The 24,426-nt window shown below is 68.9% G+C and carries 21 protein-coding genes and 1 riboswitch; of the genes, 8 read left to right on the forward strand and 13 right to left on the reverse strand.

The genetic code is table 11. The features are described from left to right. The first annotated feature begins 94 nt into the window (after positions 1–94). The 4 genes from GD429_RS03575 (at position 95) to GD429_RS03590 (ending at position 4,555) form a co-directional block, all read left to right on the forward strand. Complete coding sequence (locus tag GD429_RS03575; protein ID WP_152855695.1) at positions 95–1,942, forward strand: ExeM/NucH family extracellular endonuclease; 1,848 nt, start codon at positions 95–97, stop codon at positions 1,940–1,942. A 276-nt stretch (positions 1,943–2,218) separates the two neighbouring features. Continuing rightward, positions 2,219–2,605 (forward strand): DUF883 family protein, encoded by a 387-nt coding sequence (locus GD429_RS03580; protein WP_152855696.1) that lies wholly within the window; start codon positions 2,219–2,221, stop codon positions 2,603–2,605. Between the two features lie 76 nt (positions 2,606–2,681). Beyond that, a complete protein-coding gene (locus tag GD429_RS03585) occupies positions 2,682–3,266 on the forward strand; it encodes a YSC84-related protein (RefSeq protein WP_152855697.1) in 585 nt (194 codons plus the stop codon). Between the two features lie 236 nt (positions 3,267–3,502). Next, a complete protein-coding gene (locus tag GD429_RS03590; protein ID WP_152855698.1) occupies positions 3,503–4,555 on the forward strand; it encodes an AI-2E family transporter in 1,053 nt (350 codons plus the stop codon). Positions 4,556–4,621: 66 nt separating this feature from the next. Here GD429_RS03590 and GD429_RS03595 read toward each other — a convergent pair whose 3' ends face one another. The 6 genes from GD429_RS03595 to GD429_RS03620 all read right to left on the reverse strand — a co-directional run bounded on the left by GD429_RS03595 (position 4,622) and on the right by GD429_RS03620 (position 10,670). Continuing rightward, entirely contained in the window at positions 4,622–5,146 is a 525-nt protein-coding gene (locus GD429_RS03595; RefSeq protein ID WP_152855699.1) for a thioesterase, read from the reverse strand. 206 nt (positions 5,147–5,352) lie between these two features. Continuing rightward, positions 5,353–6,369 (reverse strand): NADP-dependent oxidoreductase, encoded by a 1,017-nt coding sequence (locus GD429_RS03600; protein WP_321574382.1) that lies wholly within the window; start codon positions 6,367–6,369, stop codon positions 5,353–5,355. A gap of 44 nt (positions 6,370–6,413) precedes the next feature. Further along, positions 6,414–7,202 (reverse strand): SDR family oxidoreductase, encoded by a 789-nt coding sequence (locus GD429_RS03605; protein WP_152855700.1) that lies wholly within the window; start codon positions 7,200–7,202, stop codon positions 6,414–6,416. Between the two features lie 466 nt (positions 7,203–7,668). Continuing rightward, a complete protein-coding gene (locus GD429_RS03610; protein WP_152855701.1) occupies positions 7,669–8,259 on the reverse strand; it encodes a phosphatase PAP2 family protein in 591 nt (196 codons plus the stop codon). An 81-nt stretch (positions 8,260–8,340) separates the two neighbouring features. Beyond that, positions 8,341–9,657 (reverse strand): Nramp family divalent metal transporter, encoded by a 1,317-nt coding sequence (locus tag GD429_RS03615; protein ID WP_152855702.1) that lies wholly within the window; start codon positions 9,655–9,657, stop codon positions 8,341–8,343. Continuing rightward, complete coding sequence (locus GD429_RS03620) at positions 9,606–10,670, reverse strand: helix-turn-helix domain-containing protein (protein WP_152855703.1); 1,065 nt, start codon at positions 10,668–10,670, stop codon at positions 9,606–9,608. Before GD429_RS03620 ends, GD429_RS03615 begins: the two co-directional genes overlap by 52 nt. A 487-nt stretch (positions 10,671–11,157) precedes the next feature. On the opposite strand from GD429_RS03620, the gene GD429_RS03625 reads away from it, so the two are divergent. Together GD429_RS03625 and GD429_RS03630 are read left to right on the forward strand one after the other, a co-directional pair. Further along, positions 11,158–12,081: a LysR family transcriptional regulator gene (locus tag GD429_RS03625; RefSeq protein WP_321574385.1), complete on the forward strand. Its 924-nt coding sequence runs from the start codon at positions 11,158–11,160 to the stop codon at positions 12,079–12,081. A 97-nt stretch (positions 12,082–12,178) separates the two neighbouring features. Beyond that, a complete protein-coding gene (locus GD429_RS03630) occupies positions 12,179–12,580 on the forward strand; it encodes an OsmC family protein (protein ID WP_152855704.1) in 402 nt (133 codons plus the stop codon). A gap of 118 nt (positions 12,581–12,698) precedes the next feature. Here GD429_RS03630 and GD429_RS03635 read toward each other — a convergent pair whose 3' ends face one another. Continuing rightward, the gene (locus GD429_RS03635; RefSeq protein ID WP_152855705.1) at positions 12,699–13,580 is read right to left on the reverse strand and encodes a Dyp-type peroxidase; all 882 of its coding nucleotides are present in this window, start codon (positions 13,578–13,580) and stop codon (positions 12,699–12,701) included. 533 nt (positions 13,581–14,113) lie between these two features. Here GD429_RS03635 and GD429_RS03645 point away from each other — a divergent pair. Continuing rightward, complete coding sequence (locus tag GD429_RS03645; RefSeq protein WP_152855706.1) at positions 14,114–15,976, forward strand: ABC transporter ATP-binding protein; 1,863 nt, start codon at positions 14,114–14,116, stop codon at positions 15,974–15,976. A gap of 209 nt (positions 15,977–16,185) precedes the next feature. After that, positions 16,186–16,899 (forward strand): riboflavin synthase subunit alpha, encoded by a 714-nt coding sequence (locus tag GD429_RS03650; protein ID WP_152855707.1) that lies wholly within the window; start codon positions 16,186–16,188, stop codon positions 16,897–16,899. Between the two features lie 81 nt (positions 16,900–16,980). On the opposite strand, the gene GD429_RS03655 is transcribed toward GD429_RS03650, so the two are convergent. The 6 genes from GD429_RS03655 to GD429_RS03680 form a co-directional block, all read right to left on the reverse strand. Next, on the reverse strand, positions 16,981–18,222 hold the full coding sequence (locus GD429_RS03655; RefSeq protein ID WP_152855708.1) for a voltage-gated chloride channel family protein: 1,242 nt from the start codon (positions 18,220–18,222) through the stop codon (positions 16,981–16,983). A gap of 79 nt (positions 18,223–18,301) precedes the next feature. Then, positions 18,302–18,404, reverse strand: a riboswitch (Fluoride riboswitch). 82 nt (positions 18,405–18,486) lie between these two features. Next, entirely contained in the window at positions 18,487–19,506 is a 1,020-nt protein-coding gene (locus GD429_RS03660; protein ID WP_152855709.1) for a chemotaxis response regulator protein-glutamate methylesterase, read from the reverse strand. Continuing rightward, entirely contained in the window at positions 19,503–21,797 is a 2,295-nt protein-coding gene (locus tag GD429_RS03665; RefSeq protein ID WP_152855710.1) for a hybrid sensor histidine kinase/response regulator, read from the reverse strand. The genes GD429_RS03660 and GD429_RS03665 overlap by 4 nt, the downstream gene beginning before the upstream one ends. Next, positions 21,794–22,498 carry a chemotaxis protein CheW gene (locus GD429_RS03670; RefSeq protein ID WP_152855711.1) on the reverse strand — a complete coding sequence of 235 codons (705 nt, stop codon included), beginning with the start codon at positions 22,496–22,498 and terminating at the stop codon, positions 21,794–21,796. The genes GD429_RS03665 and GD429_RS03670 overlap by 4 nt, the downstream gene beginning before the upstream one ends. 46 nt (positions 22,499–22,544) lie before the next feature. Continuing rightward, positions 22,545–23,945 (reverse strand): CheR family methyltransferase, encoded by a 1,401-nt coding sequence (locus GD429_RS03675; protein WP_152855712.1) that lies wholly within the window; start codon positions 23,943–23,945, stop codon positions 22,545–22,547. Further along, on the reverse strand, positions 23,942–24,409 hold the full coding sequence (locus GD429_RS03680) for a chemotaxis protein CheW (protein WP_152855762.1): 468 nt from the start codon (positions 24,407–24,409) through the stop codon (positions 23,942–23,944). The genes GD429_RS03675 and GD429_RS03680 overlap by 4 nt, the downstream gene beginning before the upstream one ends. Positions 24,410–24,426 lie beyond the last annotated feature (17 nt).

Genomic DNA, 24,426 nt, shown 5'->3' on the forward strand with positions numbered 1-24,426 from the left:
GGCGCTGGCCGGACGGCCAATTCGGCCGCTTCCGGACATTTTGCCGTCAAGATGCGCTCCCGAACTGTCGGATTTTCTTCCCGTGGACCGTCCCATGTCACGCCTGCTTCCACCGCTTGCCGTAGCGCTATCGCTCGCCCTCTCCGTCCGGCCTGCCCCCGCCGCGCTGCCGGTCAGCGCCGGCTGCGGCGGCGCGACCACGGCAATTGCCGACCTCCGCAGCGCCGGCGGCCCGTCGCCGCTGGCCGGGCAAACGACCTCGATCGAAGCGGTCGTCACCGCGGCGTTCGGCGGCGCCGACGGCTTCGGCGGCTTCTTCGTCCAGCAAGCCGACGCGCAGCGGCGGCATCGGCCGGGCGTTCCGGAAGGCCTGTTCGTGTACGCGCCGAACGCGCGGGCGAACGCCGGCGATCTCGTGCATCTCACGGGCCGGGTCGACGACAAATACGGCCGCACGCAGTTCGTGCTGTCGGGCGGCATCGCCGTCTGCGCACGCGGGCAGACGGTCACGCCGGCGACGCTCACGCTGCCGGTCGCCACGCCGGCCGTGCTGGCCGCGCACGAAGGCATGCGGGTGCGCCTGCCGCAAACGCTGACGGTCAGCGATACGCACGAACTCGCCCGCTACGGCAGCGTCGTTCTCAGCAACGGCCGGCTGCGCATCCCGACCCACGTCGCGCCGCCGGCCGAAGCCGCCGCGCACGCGGCGGCCAACGCGCGCAACCGCATCGTGCTCGACGACGGCTCGAGCCGCCGCGATTCCGCGACCGTCCGCTATCCGCCTCCCGCGCTGAGCGCCGCCAACACGCTGCGCGCAGGCTACACGGTGCGCGGCGTCGAAGGCGTGCTCGAACTGCGCTACGGCACGTGGCGGCTGCAACCGACAGCCGGCGCCGCGCCGGTGTTCGACGCCGCCGCGAATCCGCGTACCGATGCGCCGGACCGGCATCCCGGTGCCGACGTGCGTATTGCGTCGTTCAACGTTTTCAACTATTTCAACGGCGACGGCCATGGCGGCGGATTCGACGCGCCGACCAACCGTGGCGCAAGAACGCACCCCGTCTTCGCGCGGCAGGAAGCGAAGATCGTCGCGGCGTTGCGTGCGCTGCGCGCCGACGTGATCGGGCTGATGGAAATCGAGAACAACGGCCACGGCGACGCGAGCGCCGTGCGGCGGCTCGCTGCGCAACTTGGCGACGGCTGGCGCGCGGTCGATCCCGGCACCGCGCGGCTCGGCCGCGACGCGATCGCGGTCGCGCTGCTGTACGACAGTCGCACGGTCGAGCCGGTCGGGCGCGCCGCGACCGTCGCGCTCGGCGGCAGGCACCGCCCGCCGCTTGCGCAGACATTCCGGCGCATCGGCGGCACGCGCGCGTTCACGGTCGCGGTCAATCACCTGAAGTCGAAGAACTGCCCGAACGCGACCGGCGCCGACCTCGACCAGGCGGACGGCCAGGGTTGCTGGAATGCGGCACGCACGCGGGCGGCCACACGCATCGCCGACTGGCTCGCCACATCGCCGACGGGCGCCGAGGCCGACGGCGTGCTGCTGATCGGCGACCTGAACAGCTATGCGAAGGAAGATCCGATCCGCGCGCTCGAATCGCGCGGCTATGCGAACCTGGTTGCCCGCTTCGCCGGCGATGCTGCGTACAGCTACGTATTTCGCGGCGAAGCCGGTTACCTCGACCACGCGCTGGCCACGTCGGCACTCGCCGCACGCGTGAAGACCGTGCACATATGGCACATCAACGCCGACGAACCGGTTGCGCTGCAAGCCGTGCCCGATTACAAAACGCGTGAGCACCGGTCGTCTTATTACGCACCCGACGCATACCGCTCGTCGGACCACGACCCCGTCGTCGTCGATGTCGCGCTTGACGCTGGCGGCTTGCCGCGCGGCTCGGGAACAAACCGTGCTCCGCCATATGGCGTCGATTAGTGCATTTGCATCAACACAAGGCCTGCAACGGCACTATTTACCTGACGCCCCTGGCGACGCCATATTTACCGGACATTCACTTCGCACCGCTGTCCGATTCGCCTGATTGCGAAATTTTTTCAACCGCCGCACCGCCCCGTGCGACGGGGCTTCGCGGCAATCTTGCCGACGAATTGAAAATTTGTCTCGAAACTCAATTGGGTCAAGTGAATCACATTAGTTGCTGGGATTCGTCTTATCTTCAAATTAGCCTTGAATCGAAGGAGGATAACCACCATGGCGCTCACCGACTCGATCGAACACAAGCTGGACCGCGGCCTGGCCGACATCCGTCGCACCGGCCGCCGCGTGGGACGCACGACGCGCTCGGCCGCCCGTGATCTGCATGCCGATGTGACCGACGACCTGCGCGGGCTGGTCGACGAACTGGAAGACCTGCTGAAAAACGATGGCGACGGCGATATCGCCGCGCTGCGCAAGCGTGTGCAATCCCGGCTCGACGAAGCGCGCAGCGCGCTCGACCACGCGTCGGGCAGTGCGGCCGCCCGGCTGCGCGATTCGGCCGAACGCGTGTCGCAGGCCGTGCACGACAACCCGTGGCAGACCGCCGGCGTCGTCGCGGGCCTCGCGTTCGTCGCGGGTCTGCTCCTTGCCCGCCGTTGAACGGGGCTGCCCGCACCGCCGGCCGCCCCACTGCCTGCACCGTCCGTCCTCAATCAGACAACGAAGGAGAACCGCCATGCAGAAGTCCCTCGCCATGAAAGCCGCCGCGGCCGTGATGCTCGGCAGCCTCGCGCTCGCTGGCTGCACGACCACGCCCGACAAACCCGAAACCGCGTCGGCCAGCGCGTCGAAGCGCCAGTCGATCGACGCGAGCGTGAACGCAACGCTGTCGCGCCTCTATTCGACGGTGCCGGGTTCGCGTGAACTCGTCGCGAAATCGCGCGGCGTACTCGTGTTCCCGAACGTGCTGCAGGCCGGCTTCATCGTCGGCGGCCAGTCCGGCAACGGCGCGCTGCGCGTCGGCGGCAGCACCGTCGGCTACTACAACACGTCGTCGCTGTCGGTCGGCCTGCAGGCCGGCGCGCAGTCGAAGGCGATCGTGTTCCTGTTCATGACGCAGGATGCGCTCGACTCGTTCCGCAAGTCCGACGGCTGGGCTGCCGGCGCCGACGCATCGGTCGCGGTCGTGAAGGTCGGCGCGAACGGCGCGGTCGACACCACCACGGCCACCGCGCCGGTCGAGGTGCTGGTCCTGACCAACGCGGGCCTGATGGGCGACCTGTCGGTGAACGGCACCAAGGTCACGAAGCTCAATATCTGACGGTACGGCACGCGGCCTTGCGCCGCATTCGCTTCCCGGCAGCGCCGCGGCCCCGGCCGCGGCGTTTTCGCATGCGCCGCGCGCAGCGGCTATGATGGCGACACCTTTGCGGGCATACTCCCCATCGAGCCGTCCCGCACCGCGTTTCGCCGCGAACCCGTGACGTTCGCGAGCCGATCGCGCCCGGGGCAACGGAATTCAATCAAACCAAGCATCAATCTGCGCGAAAGCCACCCATGGATAGCGGACACGATCACCAAAAATTCTTCTATTTCCTGCTGTTCGCGGTCACCGTCGGCATGTGCGGGATTCTCGCGCCGTTCTCCGGAGCCGTGTTCTGGGGCGCCATTCTCGCGATCCTGTTCCAGCCCGTGCAGCGCTGGCTCGCAGCGCGCTTCGGCAAGCGGCGCAACCTGGCCGCGCTCGTGACGATGACGCTGATCGTCCTGATCGTGATCCTGCCGCTCGTGTTCGTCACCGCGACGCTCGTGCAGGAAATCGCGTACGTGTACCAGGAAATCAAGACCGCGCAGCCGAACTATTCGCAGTACTTCCAGGAGATCATCCACGCGCTGCCGACCTCGATCCAGCGCCTGCTCGCGAAATACGGGCTGACCAACATCCCCGGCATCCAGAAGAAGCTGACCGACGGCGCCGCGCAGATCAGCCAGTTCGCCGCGGCCCAGGCGTTCAGCATCGGCCAGAACACGTTCCAGTTCATCGTCAGCTTCGGCGTGATGCTGTACATGGTGTTCTTCCTGCTGCGCGACGGCGGCGAGATCGGCCGCCGCGTGCGCCGCGCGCTGCCGCTCGACGAGGAGCACAAGAATCTGCTGCTCGCGAAGTTCACGACGGTCGTGCGCGCGACCGTGAAAGGCAATATCGCGGTCGCGCTCGTGCAGGGTGCGCTCGGCGGGCTGATCTTCTGGATCCTCGACATCCAGGGCGTCGTGCTGTGGGGCGCGCTGATGGCGTTCCTGTCGCTGCTGCCCGCGATCGGCGCGAGCCTCGTGTGGATACCGGCCGCGCTCTACTTCCTGGCGATCGGCGAGATCTGGAAATGCGTGATCCTCGTCGCGTTCTGCGTCGGCGTGATCGGCCTCGTCGACAACCTGCTGCGCCCGATCCTCGTCGGCAAGGACACGAAGATGCCCGACTGGGTCGTGCTGATCTCGACGCTCGGCGGGATGGCGCTGTTCGGCATCAACGGCTTCGTGATCGGGCCGCTCGTCGCCGCGCTGTTCATGGCGAGCTGGGACATCTACGCGCGCGCCGAACAGGGCGAATGATACGGCGCGCTGCCGCGTGCCACGCACCCGGCCGCCACCGCTCCATCCGCATGCACAAGCCCTCCGTCACGGATGGCGAATCCTGATCACGACGGGCGCCACGGCGCCCGTCGCTTCATCCGCCGCGACGGTCATCACGCCGCCATACGGGCCCACGCGCTGAACGCGGCCCGACACCAGCGGCACGCTTCGATCGTCGTGCGCATCGCGCCACGTTGCGCGCACACCCGAATCGGCATCCAGCGCGAACGGCGCACCGTCGAGCCCGACCAGCGCCACATGAGCCCCCGGCAAACGCCGGCCATGCGCATCGAATCGAAGCGTCGCCACGGCCCCGCTGCCCGCCGCCGCCCGTCCCTCGACAATCGCGCCCGACGGCGCGTCGAACGTCACGTCGTAGAGATCGACGAGCGCGCCGGTAAACCGCACGACGCCGTCCGACGTGGCCTGCCCGGCCGCCATCGCATTCGACATCGCCAGCACGATGCCCAGCCCGATCGCCATCATCCGCACGGCGCCGGCGCACCGCACCGTTCGCGGCGCTTGACTATGCATCGCTGCCGATGCCGCCCGCTTCGCGTTGTTCCGCATGCTCCCTCTCCTCTGCCGCGTGACCAAAAAAAGGCGACGTGACGCGTCGGTCACGCCGCCTGTTTGCTGGCAATCACTTTAAGGAGAGACGCCCGGACAATATATGGGACAAGTCCTAAATTGAGGACCGGTCGATCGAACTCACCGCGTTCGACTACGCATCGCGGCAACCCGCGACCGGCATCGCACCGTGCATCGCAAGCCGGTCACGCGTCCGGATCGACACGCAGCACGAGCTTGCCGCGATGGTCGCCGTCGAACAGGCGATTCAGCACGTCGGGCGCGTTTTCGAGACCGTCGGCAACAGTTTCCTCGGCCTTGAGCCGACCGTCGCGCAACCAGCCCGCGAGCGTCTGCACGGCTTCGCGGCTCTTGCGGTAGTCGAGGATCAGGAAGCCGCGCATCGTCAGCCGCTTCGAGATCAGCACGCCGACGTCGTCGGCCGCGCGTCCGCTGTTGTAGTTCGAGATCACGCCGCACAGCGCGACGCGCCCGCCGATCACCATCCGCGACAACACCGCGCGCATCACCTCGCCGCCGACATTCTCGAAGTTCACGTGCACGCCGTCCGGCGTCGCCGCCTTCAGTTGCTGACGGAAATCGTCGGCCTTGTAGTCGACGGCCGCGTCGAAGCCGAGCGCCTCGGTCAGGTAGCGGCACTTGTCCGCGCCGCCCGCGATGCCGACCACGCGCGCACCGTGGATCTTGCCGATCTGCCCGGCGATCGAGCCGACCGACCCGGCCGCCGCCGACACGACGAGCGTCTCGCCGGGCTGCACCGGCGCGATGTCGGTCAGCCCGTAATACGCGGTCAGCCCGCTCATTCCGCACGCGCCGAGCAGCGTCGGCAGCGGCAGGCCCGACTGCGCGGGCAGCTTCACGAGCTGCGCGGCCTGGTCAGCAGGCACGACCGCATAGTCCTGCCAGCCGACGAGCCCCTGCACGAGATCGCCTTCCGCGAAACCGGCATGGCGCGACGCGACCACGCGCCCGATGCCGAGCGCGCGCATCACCTCGCCGATCGCAACGGGCGGCAGGTACTGCGGCACATCGCTCATCCACACGCGGTTGGTCGGGTCCATCGACAGGTACAGCACGCGCACCAGCACCTCGCCGTCCGCGAGCGCCGGCACCGGCGTCTCGACGAGCGAGAAGTGTTCGCGGCCGACCCGCCCTTCCGGGCGCGTCTTCAGCAGCAGTTGGCGGTTCACGGGTGTCGACACGATGCTCTCCTCCGGTAGTTGTTGTGCGGGATGCGGGATGCGCGTCAGACCGCGCACATGCCGCCGTCGATCACGAGTTCGGCGGCCGTCACGAAGCGACTTTCGTCGGATGCGAGATACACGGCCGCATGCGCGACGTCGTCCGGCTCGCCGAGCCTGCGCAGCGGAATGCCGCGTGCGAGCTTGCGCGTCGCGTCGCGTTCGCCGAGCGTCTGGAACAGCGGCTCGACGATCCCCGTGCGGATGAACGCCGGGTGAATCGAGTTGCAGCGCACGTCGAGCTCGCGGCGTGCGCAATCGATCGCGACCGACTTCGTCAGCGACGCGACCGCCGCCTTCGACGCGTTGTACGCCGTGAAATCCGGCTCTACCTTGAACGCGGCGACCGACGAGATGTTGATGATCGACGCGGGATGGCTCGCGCCCAGGTACGACAGCGCATGCTTGCAGCCGAGCACGATGCTCTCGACGTTGATCGCCATCACGCGCCGCCATTCGTCCAGTTCGATTTGCGCGGGCGAGCCGATCGAACCGACGCCCGCATTGTTGACGAGCACCGACAGCCCGCCCATCGCATCGTTCGCCTGCGCGAGCAGCGCCTGCCAGCGCGCTTCGTCGCGCACGTCCTGCGTCGCGGCGAACGCGACCGGCGTCGCGTGGCCCGCGTTGAGTTCCTGCGCGAACGCGTCGAGCACCGCCGCTTCGACGATGTCGGTCACGAACACGCGCGCGCCCTGCTCGACCATCCGGCGCGCGATCGCGCGGCCGAGGCCGCCCGCGGCGCCGGTAATGTATGCGCACTTGCCAGCGAGGCGCGAAGAAACGACTGTCATGTGACCTGCTCCTGTCGTGAATCGTCGTCGCGGCATGCTGCCGCGACGGGTTTTCCATGCGTGTCGCGGCCGCCGCATGCCGGTCGACGGCGCGTCGACGTCATGAGGTGCCGCACGGTTTCCGCGAGTATATCGAGACGAGCGTGACGCGCGCCGGGCAGCCGGCCGCGGTCGAACGACAGCCAGCGTACGCGAATGCCGCCAATCGATGAAATGAATATTCGTTATGCCCAGTCATAGATTCCGCTCATGACTTTCACGTGCCGACGCCAATGCGCAAAGCGGCGCGGCCGACCCCGCGGACCGGCCGGTTCGTTGATTCTGGGAATGACGGACGATGCGTACCGCGACAGACAGCGAACGATCGGGAAGAGGAATCGCACAATCACCGGGCGATCGCCGGCGGCAACCTGGCGGCACCGGAACACCGGAACACCAGACCGCCGCAACCCGCAACCGGCAACCGTCAGAATCCGTCGCCCGACGGCGCGCGCACGAACGCGCAAAGTTGCGGCGAATGCGTATCGATCATCTGCTGGAACGGCGCGCGATGCCCGTAAGCGATGCCCGACACGAGCAGCAGGCAGACGGCCGCGATGCGCGGCGAGAACGCGCGCTGGCGCGCGCCGTCGTAGCCGCGCAGGAACGCCAGCGCGACCAGTGCGCCGAGCATCCAGCCGACGACGACTTCCGGAACCGTGTGCGAGTGATCGAACACGCGCGCGACGGCCGTGACCGCGCCGACGGCCAGCCCGGCCGCAATGCCGGGCGCCTTGCCCGGCCGGAACGCCTGCCACAGCATCGACAGCGCGACCGTCCACACGGACGTCGACAGCATCGTATGGCCGCTGATCACGCGGAAATCGAATTGGGGAATCTCGATGCCGCACCCGGCATACAGGATCTTGGTCGCGCCGACGAGGCCCATGCCGGCGGCCAGCAGCACGACCCAGCGCACGGCGACGCGCCAGTCGGTCAGCGCCAGCCACGCCGCGCAGGTCAGCGCGATCGGCAAGGTCAGCGCGGCATCGCCGATGTTGCTGATTTCACTCCACATAACGGACTTCGGACGGCTATCGAAAGGCAGCAGTTTACCGCATGCGCGCAGCGCGTCTGTGTCGGCCCGTGACAGGCTGTATCAGCCCGCGACACCGGTGATCAGCAGCAGGTTCGTGCCGGTGATGACGACGAACAGCGCCCACGCGGCGACCTGCGTCCCGCGGCCGATCGCGTGTTGGCCCATCACGCTGCGATCGCTGACCGAGCGGATCAGCGGCCACATCGCGAACGGCAGTTGCAGGCTCAGCAGCACCTGGCTCCAGACGAGCAGTCGCCCGACCGACCCGTCGCCGAGCCACAGCACGCCGATCAGCGCCGGCACGAGCGCGAGCCCGCGCGTGATCAGCCGGCGCTGGTAGCACGGGATCTTCGTGTGCAGGAAGCCGTCCATGATCACCTGGCCGGCGATCGTACCGGTCAGCGTCGAGCTTTGCCCCGATGCGAGCAGCGCGATGCCGAACAGCAGCGCGGCCGCGCCGCCCGCGATCGGCGTGATCAGCTTGTAGGCCTGCTCGATGTCGGTCACGTTGTGCTGGCCCGTCGCGTGAAACGCCGCGCCCGCGACGATCAGGATCGCCGCATTGACGAGCATCGCGACGAACAGCGACACGCAGGTGTCGATGCGCACCAGCGCGAGCGTGTCGCGGACCACGCCGCGCGCGCCGCCGACGACATGCCGCGTCTGCACGACCGACGAATGCAGATACAGGTTGTGCGGCATGATCGTCGCGCCGACGATGCCGAGCGCGAGCACGATCGCGTCCTTGCGGTCGTGGCCCGGATCGCCGGGCACGAGCCCGCCGACCACCGCGTGCCAGTCGGGCGGCGTGATCGCGACCTGCGCGACGAAGCAGAACGCCATCGTCGCGATCAGCCCGAGCACGATCGCCTCGATCTGCCGGAACCCCTTGCCCTGCAGGCCGAGCACGATCACCGTGTCGAGTGCGGTCAGCACGATCCCCCACGCGAGCGGCACGCCGAGCAGCAGCTTGAACGCAAGCGCGCAGCCGAGGACTTCCGCGATGTCGCACGCAATGATCGACACTTCGGCGGTGACCCACTGCACGATGCGGCCGAGCCGGCCGTAGCGGTCGTAGCTGGCCTGCGCGAGATCCCTGCCCGCGACGAGGCCGAGCCGCGCCGCGAGCATCTGCAGGAAGATTGCCGCGAGGCTCGAGAACGCGACGACCCACAGCAGCGAATAACCGAACTGCGAACCGGCCTGGATGTCGGTCGCCCAGTTGCCGGGATCCATGTAGCCGATCGCGACGAGCAGGCCGGGGCCGAAAAAGCGCTTGAGCTTCTGCCAGCGCGGCGCGCCGGCGTCGATCGTGATGCTGCCCTTTACTTCCGACGGGCAGAAAGGGGCGGTGGCGGTAGTGGGGAGGAAGGGCATGTAAACCGGGAATCGAGATCGCGACAGGACGATTCTACGGGTATCCGCCCCGTTTTTTCCCGCGCGTCGACGCGCGCGCCGCAACTCGCCCCTCCGTCCTCGCAAAACGCGGCGGCAGGTCGGTCGTCCGCATCGCGCGACGCGGCATCGTTGCCAATGATCCTTTCCCGCTCGGCGACGCGAAATTCCGTCGGCGACATCAGCAGGCGCTGGCGAAACAGTTTCGCGAGCCGCTCGCCGCTGCCGAACCCCGTGCGGCGCGCGACCTTGTCGGCCGGCAGCGTCGTATGGATCAGCATGTGGCACGCGCGCTCGAGCCGCACCTGCTGGACGAACGCGGTCGGCGTCACGCCGATCTCCTTCTTGAAGCGCCGCAGGAAATTGCGCTCGCTCATCGCGGCGGCCTGTGCGGCGTTCGCGATCGAGATGCGGTTCACGCTCAGCGCGCGCAGCCGCTGCGCCGACATCCGGATCGACGGGCTCGCGCTCAGTTCGCGAAACGCCCACATCGACTGTGCATAGCGCTGCTCGACCGGCCGCAGCATATTGCTGGCGATCTCCTGCGCGGCGCTGTCGCCGAGATCGGCGCGGAACATGTCGAGCGCGGCGGCGAACACGTCGGTCTCGCCGGCCTGCAGTTCGACCGTCGCGGTTGCATGGCGCCCGGCCCGGCCGGGCCGCGCGTGGATCGCCGCCGACGGCCGCTGCGTGGCCGCGAGCGACGGCAGGTCCATCGCGTCGACGATCCAGCGCGCGTGCCGGCGAATGTCGGTCAGGCGACGCTGCAATGCGTCGTCCCAGTTGACGGCCGCGCGATCGCCGTGAAGATGAAAGAACGCGAGCGCGCGACGGCCGTGCTCGTCGCCGAGCGGGTCGGCCGCGATACTCACGCCGGACGACGACTGCAAAAGTCCCCCGCTTTCGGATACGTACTTCAACTGGTAATCCGCACTGAGCGCATGCAGGCGATTCGCCAGATTGAAGGCTTCGCCGAGACGCGCGGCCTGGGCCAACGAAAAACCCGTACTCAAATAGATAACGACCCACCTCTGATCTGCTGCATTCACTGGCCAAGCCCCCGACTTGTTTCGACTTCTTCTAATACCGTCGAACTGTCAGGCTTATATTTGGTTTGAATGCGTGCGACAGGACGGCTATCCCGAAATATGAAGCGACGGCATCTTAGCCGAACGGGTAGCGCCTTTGGCGCGAAATGGCCGACGTGGACAGCATGATGGCGGATTACTACAGGCTGTCGCGGGCCGTCGATATGCAGGCACGGAATCGCACCTGTCGATGCAGCCGATCATTGCGGCCGTCATGCGTCGCGATGCGCGCGTTTCGCTGCATTGCGCGTCGGACGAAGCAGCGGCCGCGTATCGGTCCGAACGGCATCGACATGCATCGAACGTCAGCGATCGCCGCGCACGAACACCCGCGCATCCGTTGCCTGCGCATCCTTTAGAATCGATCCACCGTTCATCACGCCACCCGCGCCCCGTGCCCGCCGACCACCGTCTCGACCTGAACCTGTTTCGCGTGCTCGACGCCGTCTACGTGCACGGCGGCATCGGCGCGGCCGCCCGCGCACTGCACCTTACGCAGCCCGCGGTCACGCACGCGCTCAACCGGTTGCGCGCGCATTTCGACGATCCGCTGTTCGTGCGCCAGGGCAACCGCGTCGTGCCGACCGAGCGCACGCGGTCGATCATCGCGGAAGTCCAGTTGCACCTGAAGGGCCTGCAAGGCACCGTGCGCGATCCGTCGGCATTCGATCCCGCGACGCTCGACCTGAGCATCGCGGTCGGCATTCGCGACGTGCTCGAATCGATCGCGCTGCCGCGGATCGTCGCCGCGTTCGCCGACGAAGCGCCGGGCCTGCGGCTCGTGAGCCGCCGCATCGCGGTGCCCGACATCGAGCGCGAACTCGCATCGGGCAATCTCGATCTCGCTGTCGAGCGTCGCGTGCAGACGGGCCCGCGCATCGCAACCGAGCACCTGCTCGACGATTCGCTCGTCGTCGCGCTGCGCCGCGATCATCCGCTCGCGCGCGACCCGCTGCGGCGCGGCGACTATTTCGCGGCGCGGCATATCGCGGTGTCGTCGTTCGGCGAACCGCAATCGCTCGACGTCTTGCTCGGCAGCGACGGGCGCTTCCGCGATATCCGGCTCACCTGCCAGCACTATTTCGCCGCGTGCCAGATCGCCGCGACCGGCGACCTGCTGGTCACGCTGCCGCACACCTATGCGCTGCGGATGGCCGCGCTGCTGCCGATCGTCGTGCGGCCGCTGCCGCTGCGGCTCAAGCCGTTCCCGCTGCTCGCGTACTGGCACGAATCGCGCGACACCGATCGCGCGCACCAGTGGGTGCGCGAGCGCATCGCCGCGCTCGTGCGCAGCAGCGCCGGCGTCGCCGACGCGTAACACGCTGCGGACGCCGTTCCGATCGAAACGGTATGCTGACGGATTCGCGCCGCCATGCGGCGCCCGCTTCCTTCTTCCCGCTTACCGGAGACTTGCCATGTCGCTCATCCATGCCGCCGCCGTCCTCGACGCCGACGCGCCCGATTACGTCGTCCAGCTGCAGGCCGGCACGCATGCGCTGACCGGTGACGAAGCGCCGCGCGAAGGCGGCCAGGATCGCGGGCCGGCGCCGTACGAGTTCGTGCTTGCCGGTCTCGCGCAATGCACGGCCGCGACGCTGCGCATGTATATGCAGCGCAAGTCGTGGCCGGCCGCGCGCATCGACGTGCGCACCGAGCTGCATGCCGATCGCGAAGGCGCGCAATACGTGCGCCGCGTCGTGACGCTCGATGGCCCGCTCGACGACGCGCAACGCCAGCGCCTCGCGGAAATCTGCGAGAAGACGCCGGTGACGCAGTTCATCAAGCGCGGTACGCGGATCGAGACGACGTTGAACTGACGCGCACGGCGAGTGGCACGCGGCGAGCGGTGCGCAACACACGTTCGCCGCCTGAAAAACAAAACGGGCGGGCCGCGCACGATGCGCGGCCCGCCCGTCCATCGAACCAGCCAGGCGCTTACAGTCCGAGCGCGGACAGGTCCAGCTTGCCGTCCTTCATCGGCGGGCACCAGAAATACGCACCCGTCAGCGGCCGCGTGAAGCGGAACAGGCCATCGACGATCCCGTCGTCCGCGCCGCTCATGCGGCGCATCTGCACGTCGAACGCGCGGAACGAGCAGCCGAACGCAACGAAGTAGAGGCCCGCGCGGCGCGCGTCCGACCACGGCGACGAACGGCGCAGCATGAATGCCTCCGGCTCGAAGCTCTCCTGCGCGGTGCGTTTCACGTGCGCGAACTCGGGCGCGTCGTCGAGTTCCTCGTTGTCCGAGCGGCGGCGCCCGATGATGTTGTCCATGTCGCCCGACGGAATGCGCTCCATCTGGTCGAAGTCGTGCAGCCATTGCTGGACCGCGACGAAGCTCGAACCGTCGAGCCCCGCGCCCTGCCCGGTCACGATCGCCGCCGCGAGCGCGTCGTCGCCGGTCGGGTTCTCGGTGCCGTCCTCGTAGCCGGACAGGTCGCGATCGTTTGAATAGCGAAAGCCGTCGACCGCATCCTGCAGCGCGAACGCCGGCGCCAGCGCGCGTTCGATCGCCCGTGCGCGCAGCACGATCTCGCCGCGATCGTCGGCGCGCAGCCAGACCCACACGTCGGCCGGCGTCGCCGGCAGCGTGCGGTCCTTCACCGCGAACGCCGGGTAGTCGGTCAGGCCCGGAACCGGGCGCCCTAGGTGCGCCGCCAGCGCCTGTCCGAAACCGACGACCGTATCGCGCCCGTCGACGATCTCGCGCAGCGCGGCCAGTGCCGCCGCTACATTGCCGTCATTCGAAATCGTGAAAGTGAGGTATCGGGCCGCCGTGTCGATCGGAGCCAGGATGCCTTGCTGAACGTCGCTCATCGTTTCCTCAAGAGTGTATCGGGGGTGAATCCGGGAGGGCCGCATCGGCCGGCCGCACGTCGTGCCGGGCGCGCCGGGACGCACGCGCCGTCGCGTGCCGCGAACGCCGAAGTGTAATCGATGCGCCCGCCGGCCCCTGCGCCGCCGCTTCGCGGAAAGCCCCGCAAAAGAAGGGCCGGAACCCTGAATACTAACCGTATCGACGCCGCAACGTCGCATTCGTCAGACGTTGCAGCGCGCAGAACACTGCTGATAGAATCTTTACACGTCTTTTCGGCGTCCTTTCAACCGTTCACTTCAGGGGAGGTGCAGATGTTCCGAATGCCAGCAGCCTTCCCGAACGTGGTCCCACGGCGCAGCTGATCCAGCCCGCCGTCCGCGCCGGCTCCCGCGTTTTTCGCTAACCCGTCAGCCGCGCTTTTCCCGACAGCCCGTTTCGTTCCGCCCGCGTTTTCCACGCGGCTCCGGCTGTTGCGTTTTCGACGTTCTCCGAACCGGAAAGTCCCGTCGCGCGATGCGCCGGGCAACGATAAATGACCAGAAAAACCTCCCATCTGGGCGGCCACGCATTCAAGGCCGTCTTCGGCTTCACCATCCGCTACTGGCGCAAGCAGCCGGCGCGCATCGCCACGGTCGCGACCTTCGCGTTGCTCGCCGCGCTCGCCGACGTGCTCACGCCGCTGTTCGCCGGCCGCCTCGTCGACGCGCTGTCGACCGGCCTGACCGACCGCGCCGCCGCATGGCATTCGGCCATCGTCGCGTTCGGCACGCTCGCCGCGCTCGGCATCGGCGCGACGGTGCTGCGCCAAGGCGTCTACCTGAACATCATCACGCTCACGCTGAAGATGATGAGCGAGATCGCCGCCGCATCGTTCCACCGCGTGCAGCGCTTCTCGACCGACTGGCACGCGAACAGCTTCGCGGGTTCGACCGTGCGCAAGATCACGCGCGGCATCTGGGCGCTCGACCTGTTGAACGACACCGTGCTGATCGCGCTGCTGCCGTCGGTCACGATGCTGGTCGGCGCAACCGTGCTGCTCGGCACGCACTGGCCCGTGATGGGGCTCGTCGTCGGCGCGGGCTCGCTGCTGTACATCGCGGTGACGGTCGCCGTGTCGCTCGGTATCGTCGCGCCGGCCGCGCGGCTCGGCAACCTGTGGGATACGCGCATGGGCGGCGCGCTCGCCGACGCGGTGAGCTGCAACGCGGTCGTCAAGGCGTTCGGCGCGGAAACGCGCGAGGAAGCGCGGCTCGCGCGCGTGATCGGCAAGTGGCGGCAGCGCACGCGCCGCACCTGGGTGCGCGGCACGCTCAACGGCGGGCTGCAGGGCGCGATGCTCGTCGCGATGCAGGCCGCGATGATCGGCGTCGCGCTGCGGCTGTGGGCTAACGATGAGGCGAGCGTCGGCGACATCGCGTTCGCGCTGACGATGTTCTTCATGCTGCAGGGTTACCTGCGCGACGTCGGCATGCACATCCGCAACCTGCAGCGTTCGGTGAACGACCTGGAAGAACTCGTCGCACTCGAACGCCAGCCGCTCGGCATCGACGATCGCCCCGGCGCGCCGGCCATCCGGATCGGGCAAGGCGAGATCCGCTTCGAGCACGTGACGTTCCGCTACGGCAACCATCCGGTGCCGCTGTACGACGATTTCTCGATGCGGATCGCGCCCGGCGAGCGCGTGGGCCTCGTCGGCCACTCGGGGTCGGGCAAGACGACGTTCATCAAGCTGATCCAGCGCCTGTACGACGTGTCGGGCGGCCGCATCACGATCGACGGCCAGGACATCGCGCGCGTGCGGCAGGATTCGCTGCGCGGCCAGATCGCGATCGTCCAGCAGGAGCCCGTGCTGTTCCACCGCACGCTCGCGGAGAACATCGCGTATGCACGCCCCGACGCGAGCCGCGCGGACATCGAACGCGCCGCGCGTCTCGCCAGCGCGCACGACTTCATCGTCGCGCTGCCGGACGGCTATGACACGCTCGTCGGCGAACGCGGGATCAAGCTGTCGGGCGGCGAACGCCAGCGCGTCGCGATCGCGCGCGCGTTCCTCGCCGATGTGCCGATCCTGATCCTCGACGAAGCGACGTCGAGCCTCGACAGCGAAAGCGAGCTGCTGATCCAGCAGGCGATGGAGCGGCTGATGGTCGGCCGCACGACGCTCGTCGTCGCGCACCGGCTGTCGACCGTGCGCGCGCTCGACCGGCTGATCGTGCTCGATCGCGGCAAGGTGATCGAGGAAGGCAGCCACGACGCGCTGATCCGCATCGACGGCGGTATCTACCGCCGGCTGTTCGAGCGGCAGGCGCTGGAGCTCGCGAAGGGGCTCGCCGATTCGCCGCGGCGCATGGCGGACGATAATGCCGGGCCGCTGGGGGAGCCGGCCGAGGTTTGACGCAAACGTGTCGCAATGCGGCCCGGCGGTGGGGGGCGTCACCGCCGGGCCGTGTCGACCCGACCGGAATCGGATCGAGGCCGTGCCACGTGCACGGCTTTTTTTCGTCCGCGAATATCGCCGGCCGCCACTGAGCCGCGCGCCGTCGCGTCACCTTTTCCGGGATCACTTATCATGTCGACCAGGAAATTTGCGACGAGGGTTCGACCATGTTTACAGGCATTGTGCAGGGCGTTGGCGTCATCAAGGCCATCAAGGATCACGGGGAGCTGAGAACCTTCAGCATCGAATTCCCCGAGCGGTTTACCGACGACATCGAGATCGGTGCCAGCGTCTCCGTCGACGGCGTGTGCCTGACGGTGACGACCATCCATTCGCCGGAGCTGATCGACTTCGACGTGATGCTGCCGAGCCTGAAGATCACCACGCTGGCCGACCTGGCGACAGGCGCGCGGATCAACGTGGAGCGGGCCGCGAAGGACGGCGCGGAAATCGGCGGGCATCCGCTGTCCGGCCATGTCGACTTCCCGGGGACCATCCTGCACATCGCGTCGTCCGAGCACAACCGGATGATTCGCATCGGCGTGCCCGCCGAATTCAAACGCTATGTGTTCGCGAAGGGCTATATCGCGATCAACGGCTGCAGTCTCACCGTTTCGGACGTCAATCGAGACGAAGGCTGGTTTGAAATCTGGCTGATCCCGGAGACGCGACGCGCGACGACCTTCGATGCGAAGGGCGTCAACGACAAGGTCAACATCGAGATCGAGCGCAGCACGCAGGTCGTCGTGGATACGATCCGGGAATCGGTCAAGGAAACACTCGGCGAATTGACCGGCATCGTCACGACGCTGCTGGCGGAAAAAGGCGTCGATATCGAGGAACTGCTGGCGCGCAATGTCGCGCAACTGCCGAAGAAGTAACGGATGCCGGCGTGCCAGGTGATCCGCTGAATCACCGGGCACCGGCTTTCGTCGGCGAACACCTCGACCCACGGTTCCGCCTCACTCCGCGTCAGCCTGCGCCCCCTTCCCCACCGCCACGCGCTGCGCGCGATAGATCCCCGCGTGCCCCGAAAACAGATACGCGACAACGCATGCGACGATCGCATACACGCCGATATCCGCGCCGAACAGTTCGATCGCCATGATCGTCGACGCGATCGGCGTGTTGGCCGCGCCCGCGAACACCGCGACGAAGCCGAGCCCCGCGAGCACGGGCACCGGCAGCGCCAGCACCTGGCCGAGCGCGTTGCCGAGCGTCGCGCCGATGTAGAACAGCGGCGTCACCTCGCCGCCCTTGAACCCCGACGCCAGCGTGACGACGGTGAACGCGAACTTGCCCGCGAAATCGTAGAGCGGCAGCGGCCCGTGAAACGCGGCCTCGATCGTCGGAATGCCGAGACCGAGGTACTGCGGCACGTTCAGCACGGTAGCCGCCGCCGCGACCAGCAGGCCGCCTAGCACCGGCTGCAGCGGGGCATAGCGGACAACGCGCCGGAACCCCGCGGTCAGCGCATGCGTCGCATACGCGAACAGCCGCCCGACGACGCCGAACGCGATTCCCGCGACGACCGTCACGGCCAGCCCCGTCGCCGACACGGCCGGCACGAACGGAATCGCATAGGCCGTGTGATGCACGCCCCACGCACGGCACACGACGTCCGCGACGATCGCCGACGCGACGCAGGTCAGCAGCGCGTCGTACCGCACGCGACCGATCGCAAGCACCTCGAGCCCGAACACGGCACCCGCGAGCGGCGTGCCGAACACCGACGCGAAACCGGCCGCGATGCCGCCCATCAGCAGCACGCGACGATGCTCGCGGTCGAGGCGGAACACGTGCGTGACGCGATCGGCGAGCGCGCCGCCCATCTGCACGGCCGTGCCTTCGCGGCCGGCCGAGCCGCCGAACAGGTGCGTGACGACGGTCGCGACGAGCACGAGCGGCGCCATCCGCTTGGGCACGAGCGCCTTCGGGTCGTGAATCTCGTCGATCAGCAGGTTGTTGCCGCGCGCGACCGACTGGCCGAAACGATGGTAGATCCACCCGGTCGCGAAACCGGCGGCCGGCAGCCCCCACAACAGCCACGGATGCGCGACGCGCGTGCCGGTCGCCCAGTCGAGCGCGATCAGGAACAGCGCGGAAGCCGTGCCGGCCAGCGCGCCGAGCAGGGCCGAAAGCGCGAGCCAGCGGCACACGTAGCGCACGGTCGCGAGAAGATCGGCAGAAGTCTTGAAAAACATGATTTCCAGATTCGACAGAACATCAAAACCTGGGCGGCAGAACACCGCATGGACGGCCTGCGACCTCCTGACAACCCAGGAACACGCAGGCATCATCAGCCGGGCAAACCGGCGGTTGAGGGCCGCACCGCGCGCAACGCGCCGCAACGACCGCAGGGAGGCATGCCATCTCCGCAGGCCGCAATTGTACGCGACGCCGCGCATCGCACGCAATGCAGCGCCGGCGCACCGGGCCGGAACGGCGTCGCGCTCCCCGGCGTGCCGTCAGTCGCGCGGCGCGCGCGCGATGCGCGAGATCAGTTGCGGCGCGATCCGCTCGAGCGGCAGGATCGCCGATGCCGCGCCGATCGCCGCGGCCGCCTTCGGCATTCCGTAGACGGCGCTGGTCGCTTCGTCCTGCGCGATCGTATAGCAGCCTTTCGCGCGCATCGCCTTCAGGCCGAGCGCGCCATCGCGCCCCATGCCCGTCAGCAGCACGCCGAGCGCCTCTCCCTGCCAGCCGTCGGCGACGCTGTTGAAGAACACGTCGATCGACGGCCGGTACGGCGTCTCCACCGGATGCCGCGTATAGCCGAGCACGCCGCGCGGCGACAGGTACAGGTGATCGTCGGTCGCCGCGAGCAGCACCTCGCCGGCCTGCGGCACGCTGCCCTGCCGCGCGACGCGCACGGGCAGCCGCGTATAGCCGTCGAGCCATTCGGCCATCCCGAGCGCGAACGCCTGGTCGACGTGCTGGACGATCACGATCGCAGCCGGGAAATCCGCCGGCAGCGCGCGCAGCAGCGCGGTGAGCGCGGTCGGCCCGCCCGCCGACGCACCGATCGCGACGAGCGTCGGCAGGCCGCGCGCGGGCGCCGGCCCCGGCGGCGCGAGTGCCGCGGCGCGGCTTTCGAGCAGTCTGCCGATCTGGTCGATCTTCGCGAGCAGCGCCTGCGGCGACGCGTCGGTCGACAACCCGAGCGCGAGCGTCGGCGTATCGACCGCATCGAGCGCGCCGGCGCCCATCGCCTCGTACACCGACGACGTGTTCGCGCTGACGCTCGCCGTCACGATCAGGATCGCGCACGGCGCGCGCGCCATGATCCGGCGCGTCGCGGCAACGCCGTCGACCTTCGGCATCACGAGATCCATCAGCACGAGATCGGGCGGATGCGCGACGCAGAAGTCCACGGCCTCGTCGCCGTCGGTCGCGACCCACAGCACGCGGTGGTCCGTGCGCAGCGCGAGCACGCGGCGCAGCGCCTCCACGGCCAGCGGCAGGTCGTTGACGATGCCGATGTTCATGCGCGCGCTTCCCCGATCAGGTCGTGCACGGCATCGAGCAGCGCCTCGTCGTGGAAGCTGCTCTTCGCGAGGTAGTAGTCGGCGCCGGCATCGAGCCCGCGGCGGCGATCCTCGTCGCGATCCTTGTACGACACGATCATCACCGGCACGCGCTTGAGCATCGGATCACCCTTGATCAGCGTGACGAGTTCGATGCCGTCCATGCGCGGCATGTCGACATCCGTGACGACGAGATCGAACGCATCGCTGCGCACCGCGTTCCAGCCTTCCATCCCGTCGACCGCGACCGTCACGTCGTAGCCGCGCTTTTCCAGCAGCTTGCGTTCGAGCTCGCGCACCGTCAGCGAATCGTCGACGACGAGCACGCGGCGGCGCCGGTCGGCGAGCGCGAGTTGCGGGTCGCGCGTGAGCCGCGCGAGCTGCCCGCCGCGCACGAGCTTGTCGACCGAGCGGATCAGGTCCTCGACGTCGACGATCAGCACGGGGTCGCCGTTCTCGAGCAGCGCGCCGGCCGCGATGTCCTGGATCTTGTGCAGGCGGCTGTCGAGCGGCTGCACGACGAGCATCCGTTCGCCGAGGAAGCGGTCGACCGCGACGCCGTACAGCTCGGGCTCGCCGCCGACGACCACCACCGCCGTGCTCCCGCGCGCGCCGTTGGGTTCGCCCGCGTCGAGCAACTGGTGCGCGGCGACGAGGCCCGCGCGCCGGCCGTCGAACGGAAAATGCGGCTGCCCTTCGAGCACGTCGATGTCGTCATGCGCGAGCTCGAGCGTGCGGCGCACGTGCGCGAGCGGGAACGCATACGGTTCGCCGCCGACTTCGACGAGCAGGCTGCGGATCACCGACAGCGTGAGCGGCAACTGCAGCACGAAGCGCATGCCCGCGCCCGGCTCATTGAAGATCCGCACCGCGCCGCGCACGCCGCGCACCATCTCCTGCACCGCGTCGAGGCCGACGCCGCGACCCGACACGTCGGTCACCGCATCGCGCATCGAGAAGCCCGGCAGCAGCAGGAATTCGAGCAGCTCGGGATCGGACAGCCGCGCGGCCGTCTCGTCGTCGGTCAGGCGCTGGCGCACGACGGCCGCGCGCAGTGCGTCCATGTCGACGCCCGGCCCGTCGTCGATCACGCTGACGAGCAGCGAGCCGGCGCTGTGGCGCGCCTCAAGCGTCACGCTCGCCTCGGCCGGCTTGCCGCGCGCGCGCCGCGCATCGGGCGACTCGACGCCGTGGTCGATCGCGTTGCGCAGCAGGTGGCCGAGCGGCGCGTCGAGCAGGTCGAGGATGTCGCGGTCGACCTGCGTGCCCTCGCCGACGATCGAGAAGCGCACCTGCTTGCCGAGCGAACGCGCGAGATCGCGGACGATGCGCGGATACGCGCGCGTCGCATCGCCGAACGGCCGCATCCGGCATTGCAGCGCCTCGTCGTAAAGCTGCTCGGCGATATGCGTGCTGCGCCGCTCGAAACGGTCGAATTCGTCCATGCGCTCGGCGAGCGACCGCTGCAGGTCGTTGAGCATGTGCCGCACTTCGTTCATCGACGCGAGCATGCCCGAGTCGAGATCGTCGGCGAACTGTTCGTACATCAAATCGAGCGAACGGGCGGCGTCGCGCTGCGCGCGCTTCACGCGCAGCATCGATTCGGCGAACGGCTTGAGCCAGCGCGATTCGACCAGCGATTCGCCCGACAGGCTCAGCAGCCGGTTCAGCGTATCGGCACGCACGCGGCGCATCGCGCCGGCGCCGGCCACGCGGCCGGCCTGGACCGGATCGGGCACCGTGCCCGACACCGCGAGCGGCGGCATCGTGGCGCCGGCCCCGACGGGCTCGTTCGCGGCGCCGTCGTGCTCGCGATACGGCGCGACCGGCGGCGGCACGCCGGCCGCCCGTATCGTCTGCGCGGCATCGGCGCCCGTCAGCGCCGCCGCGAACACGTCGATCTCGGTCGACGTCACGGGCTGCCCCTGCGGATCGCCGACGCGCACCAGCAGGTCGACGCCGGCGAGCAGCACGTCGACGTGCGTGGCCGTCAGCGCGATCGTGCCGGCCTGCGCGGCGACGAAGCATTCTTCCATCCGCCCCGCGATGTCGACGCCGAGCGGCACGCCGACGATGCGCGCGGCGCCCTTCAGCGAATGCGCGGCACGCATGCACGCCTCGAGCGCGACGGAATCGGGCTCGCCCGATTCGAGCGCGAGCAAGCGCTCCGACAGCGCCTGGGTCTGCGTGCGCGTCTCCTCGCGATACAGCTCGAGCAGCGACAGGTGGCTCAGATCGTCGTCGCCGCTCATCGCATGCTCCGTGTCGCGGCGTCGAACAGGCGATCGTCGTCGAGCAGGCCCACCGACTTGCCGCGCCACGACAGCACGCCGCGCGACAGGCCGGCGCTCGCGCGCCCGACCGTTGCCGGCACGGGCACCCAGTCGGATGCGCCGAAGCGCAGCACGCCCTCGACTTCGTCGACCGGAAACACGACCGGATCGCCCTGGTGCGCGGCCACCAGCAGCCGCGTGAAACGGCCGTCGCCACTGCCGCTGCCGCCCTTGCCGGCATCGAGGCCGAGCAGCGCGCCGATCGAGATCGCGATGCGCAGCGTGCCGCGGATGTTGACCACGCCGCGCACGGCCGAATTGCGGCGATGCGGCAGCGAATGGATCGGGCGGGTGCCGGCGATCTCACGCAGCACGCCGATCGGCAACGCGAGCCATTCGTTGGCCACGCGAAACGCCAGCGCCGCGTGGCGCGTATCGCCGTCGTCGCGCACGCGCGTGGTGCCGAACGCGCTCATCCGGCGTGTCGCGTCGGCCATCTCGACGTCGCCGAGCGGTCGCTCGAGCAGCTTCGCCGCGTGATACGCGTAGACCGGGCAGTTCAGGCAGCGCTGGCAGTCGGCCAGTCGCTCGCACGAGCGGTCGCCGCGCGTACCGATCCGGTTCCAGCAATCGTCGACGTCGATCGTCGTATCGTCAGTGGCAGCGGCGGCGCGGTTCATGAGTTCCTCTGGTCATCGCGGTGTCGATCCCGATCCCGTATTCGTGTCAGCCGGCCGAGCGTCGTGCCCGCTCGAGCAGCCATTGCGCGCCCGCGCGATCGCCGCCGACGTCGAGCAGCGTCGCGAGATGGGTCAGCGCCTCGTGGTGCGTGGGCCGCAGATACAGCGCCTTCCGGTAGAAGACGCCGGCTTCCGCGGCGCGCCCGCGCGCATCCGCGATCAGCCCGTTCAGGTAGAACGCGTCGGCATGCGGCCCGACGCGCGCCGAGAATTGCGCGAGCACGCGCTCGGCCTCGTCGAACGCACCGGCGTTCGCGAGCGCCTGCGCCTCCTCGAGCGTCGGTGCGACGCCTTCGGCGACCGACGCGGACGCTTCGGCCGTCGCCACCGACAGATCGGCCCGTGCATCGAACGCGGCCGCGCGCACGGCCGGCGGTGGCGCCGCGAACGGCTGCGGCCCGTCGCCGAGCCAGGCCGGCGGCGCGACGGCCAGCACCGGGCGCGTCGCCACGAGCGGCGCGACCTTGAAGCGCTCCGCGCGCGGGTACGCCGCCGCCGCGGACAGCGGCGCCGCAGCCCGGGCTGCACCTGCATCGGCCGCCGTACCGGCCGGCTCGCGATGAAATGCGAACGCGAGCGGCACGCGCGCCGAGCGCATCCCGTGCCGCATCGCGACGCCCGTTTCGGCCGGCCCGACGAACAGCACGCCGTCGTCGGCAAGACAGGCGTCGAGCGAACGGATCACGCGATCCTGTGCGTCGCGGTCGAAGTAGATCAGCACGTTGCGGCAGAACACGAAATCGTAGCGAAAGCCCGTATCGGCGAGAGGTTCGACGAGGTTCGCGTGCCGGAACTGCACGCGCGCACGCACGCGCTCGTCGAGCAGCCAGCCGTCGGCGGACGGCGTGAAGTAGCGCGCGCGAAATTCCATCGCGGTGCCGCGAAACGCGTTGCGCCCGTAACTGCCGAGGCGAGCCTGTTCGATCGCGCGTGCACTGAGGTCGATCGCGTCGATGGTGACGCCGGCCGGTTCGAGCCCCGCGTCGAGCAGCGCCATCGCCGCCGAATATGGCTCCTCGCCCGTCGAGCACGGCGCGCTCAGCACGCGGATCACGCGCCCGGGCGTCGCGGCGAGCCGTTCGGCTGCGAGCCGCGCGAGCGTCGCGAAGGCCTCGCGGTCGCGGAAGAACCACGTCTCGGGCACGACGAACAGTTCGACCAGCGCACGCCGCTCGTCGGCCGACGCGTTGAGCTGCTGCCAGTACGCATCGAGCGCGTCCTGCGTCACGGTCGGCCGCGCGGCCGACGGCAGGCGCTCGCCGTCCGCCTGCAGCGCATGCACGCGCTCCGTCAGCGCACGGAGCAGAAAATCGTTGCCGAGCGAATCGGGGTCGATGCCGGTCTCGCGCAGCAGCCAGCCGCGAAATCGCGATTCGGACTCTTTCATGCGGACTCCTCCCCGTGGCCCGGCAGGCCGTCGAACAGATACAGGCGCGCAACGTCGTCGATCAGGTCGGATATCGACACCTGCTGCACGACGCCGTCGGGCGTGTTCGCGACGAGCCCGAGCCAGCGCGTGCGCGCGGTCGAGATGCCGCTCGCGCGGAACGCCGCGCGATCGATCCGCATCGTCTGCGTCGCACGCTCGACGATCAGGCCGATCATGCGCTCGCCGTCGGCGTGGCCCGCGCGGTAGCGCACCATCACGAGCCGCGTCGAGCGCAGCGCGTGCGCGCGGCGCCCGAGCGCAAGCATCGGCACGTCGATCACCGGCACCGGCTGGCCGCCGCGCATCAGCAGCCCGGCGATCCATTCGGGTGCGCCGGGCACGGCTTTCGTGATCGCGAGCGGCAGCACCTCCTCGATGCCGGCCGCGTCGAGCGCATAACGCTCGCCGTCGAGCTCGAACATCAGGAACAGCGCCTGTG

It is taken from the genome of Burkholderia sp. BE17 (assembly GCF_009362305.1).
Taxonomy (GTDB): Bacteria; Pseudomonadota; Gammaproteobacteria; order Burkholderiales; family Burkholderiaceae; genus Burkholderia; species Burkholderia pyrrocinia_C.

Excerpts from the sequence above, each read along its gene's own strand:
- GD429_RS03575 (WP_152855695.1), top strand. The coding sequence starts at position 95 with ATGTCACGCCTGCTTCCACCGCTTGCCGTAGCGCTATCGCTCGCCCTC.
- GD429_RS03610 (WP_152855701.1), bottom strand. The coding sequence starts at position 8,259 with ATGTGGAGTGAAATCAGCAACATCGGCGATGCCGCGCTGACCTTGCCG.
- GD429_RS03675 (WP_152855712.1), bottom strand. The coding sequence starts at position 23,945 with ATGAAAGAGTCCGAATCGCGATTTCGCGGCTGGCTGCTGCGCGAGACC.
- GD429_RS03580 (WP_152855696.1), top strand. The coding sequence starts at position 2,219 with ATGGCGCTCACCGACTCGATCGAACACAAGCTGGACCGCGGCCTGGCC.
- GD429_RS03645 (WP_152855706.1), top strand. The coding sequence starts at position 14,114 with ATGACCAGAAAAACCTCCCATCTGGGCGGCCACGCATTCAAGGCCGTC.
- GD429_RS03680 (WP_152855762.1), bottom strand. The coding sequence starts at position 24,409 with ATGTTCGAGCTCGACGGCGAGCGTTATGCGCTCGACGCGGCCGGCATC.
- GD429_RS03670 (WP_152855711.1), bottom strand. The coding sequence starts at position 22,498 with ATGAACCGCGCCGCCGCTGCCACTGACGATACGACGATCGACGTCGAC.
- GD429_RS03630 (WP_152855704.1), top strand. The coding sequence starts at position 12,179 with ATGTCGCTCATCCATGCCGCCGCCGTCCTCGACGCCGACGCGCCCGAT.
- GD429_RS03615 (WP_152855702.1), bottom strand. The coding sequence starts at position 9,657 with ATGCCCTTCCTCCCCACTACCGCCACCGCCCCTTTCTGCCCGTCGGAA.
- GD429_RS03650 (WP_152855707.1), top strand. The coding sequence starts at position 16,186 with ATGTTTACAGGCATTGTGCAGGGCGTTGGCGTCATCAAGGCCATCAAG.
- GD429_RS03605 (WP_152855700.1), bottom strand. The coding sequence starts at position 7,202 with ATGACAGTCGTTTCTTCGCGCCTCGCTGGCAAGTGCGCATACATTACC.
- GD429_RS03590 (WP_152855698.1), top strand. The coding sequence starts at position 3,503 with ATGGATAGCGGACACGATCACCAAAAATTCTTCTATTTCCTGCTGTTC.
- GD429_RS03585 (WP_152855697.1), top strand. The coding sequence starts at position 2,682 with ATGCAGAAGTCCCTCGCCATGAAAGCCGCCGCGGCCGTGATGCTCGGC.
- GD429_RS03655 (WP_152855708.1), bottom strand. The coding sequence starts at position 18,222 with ATGTTTTTCAAGACTTCTGCCGATCTTCTCGCGACCGTGCGCTACGTG.
- GD429_RS03595 (WP_152855699.1), bottom strand. The coding sequence starts at position 5,146 with ATGCGGAACAACGCGAAGCGGGCGGCATCGGCAGCGATGCATAGTCAA.
- GD429_RS03635 (WP_152855705.1), bottom strand. The coding sequence starts at position 13,580 with ATGAGCGACGTTCAGCAAGGCATCCTGGCTCCGATCGACACGGCGGCC.
- GD429_RS03660 (WP_152855709.1), bottom strand. The coding sequence starts at position 19,506 with ATGAACATCGGCATCGTCAACGACCTGCCGCTGGCCGTGGAGGCGCTG.
- GD429_RS03665 (WP_152855710.1), bottom strand. The coding sequence starts at position 21,797 with ATGAGCGGCGACGACGATCTGAGCCACCTGTCGCTGCTCGAGCTGTAT.